This window comes from Candidatus Hydrogenedentota bacterium, assembly GCA_018005585.1.
GTDB lineage: Bacteria > Hydrogenedentota > Hydrogenedentia > Hydrogenedentales > JAGMZX01 > JAGMZX01.
The window spans coordinates 32,121-33,266 of the sequence record JAGMZX010000055.1; the positions used below are offsets into that span (position 1 = coordinate 32,121).

The 1,146-nt window shown below is 72.1% G+C and carries 1 protein-coding gene; it reads left to right on the forward strand.

Annotated features, from left to right (window positions below):
- Positions 1 to 197: 197 nt before the first annotated feature.
- A partial coding sequence (locus KA184_11220) for a hypothetical protein (GenBank protein ID MBP8130137.1) occupies positions 198 to 1,146 on the forward strand: 949 nt, incomplete at its 3' end.

The following is a 1,146-nucleotide window of genomic DNA, read 5'->3' on the forward strand; positions in this document are numbered from 1 at the left end:
TGAATACTGCGGAATTGACTGGCAGGCGAATTTCGCAGGGCAAGAGGGTACGCGCGCAAGCAGCGGACAACAGGACCGCGCGGCTGAGTGATGATGTGTTTGTTCACTGCGCAAACACGGTGCGGTCATGTTGTGCGCACACTGAGGACGCGCGCGGGGACTGGCGTTGAACATCAGCGCCAAAGGAGACGCCTGTCATGATAGGGCATTCTTGGGGTTCCTGTTTTCCGCATGGTGTGCGCCGCGCTGCGTTTTCTGTCTTGTTCGCAGGCGTCGCAGCCGTCTGGGGTCTTGCTGCCCACGCGGACATCTATGAAAGCGACGGCACGCTGGGCGACCTGATTCTCAGCCCCGGCGGCAGCCTGTTCGTCGACACGGGCGGCGCTTCCCCTACGTTGTTGTTGAGTGAAGGAACGGTCTACAACGGCCGGGTGGAGAGCGGCGTCGCGGTCTTCGATTTCCGGCGCGTGGACATTCCCTACGGCCGTGCGGTGACGATCGCCGGTTCCCGGCCGCTTTCCCTGACGGCCAGCGAAGACATGTATGTCGGCGCGGCGTTTGACGTTTCGGCCACGACCCAAGGGCGCGCGGGCGGCGGGCTGGGCGGCGGCGGCGGCGCGGGCGCTGCGCCGGGCGGCGGCGGCGGCGGCGGCGCACCCGGCGGCGGTGGCTGGGGCGGCGCGGGCGGCGCAGGTGGCGACCCCGTGAACTGGGGCGCGGGCGGCGCCAGCGGGAATGGCGGTGGCTCCGGTGCTGGAGGCGCCACCGGCGGCGCAGGAAATGGCGGCGGAAACGGTGCCGCCGGGACCCTGGGCTATGGCCAGCCTTCCGGAGCGGGCGCCGGAGGCAGCGGTGGCAGCGGCGGTAGCGCGGGCAGCGCAGGCGGCGGCGGCGGCGGCGGCTGGACGGGCAACGGTGGCGCGGGCGGCGCGAACGTGGCCTATGGCAATGGTGGAAACGGCGGCGGCGGCGGCACGGGTGCGGGCGGCGGCGGCGGCGGTTCCGGCTACAGCGGTGGAAGCGGCGCCACGGGCGGCGCGGGCGGTCATGCGGTCTTTGTGATTCCTGCCGATACGCTCGCCATTGCTGCAGGCAACGGGGGTGGCGGCGGCGGCGGCGGCGCGGGCGGCGGCGGCGGCGGCGGCG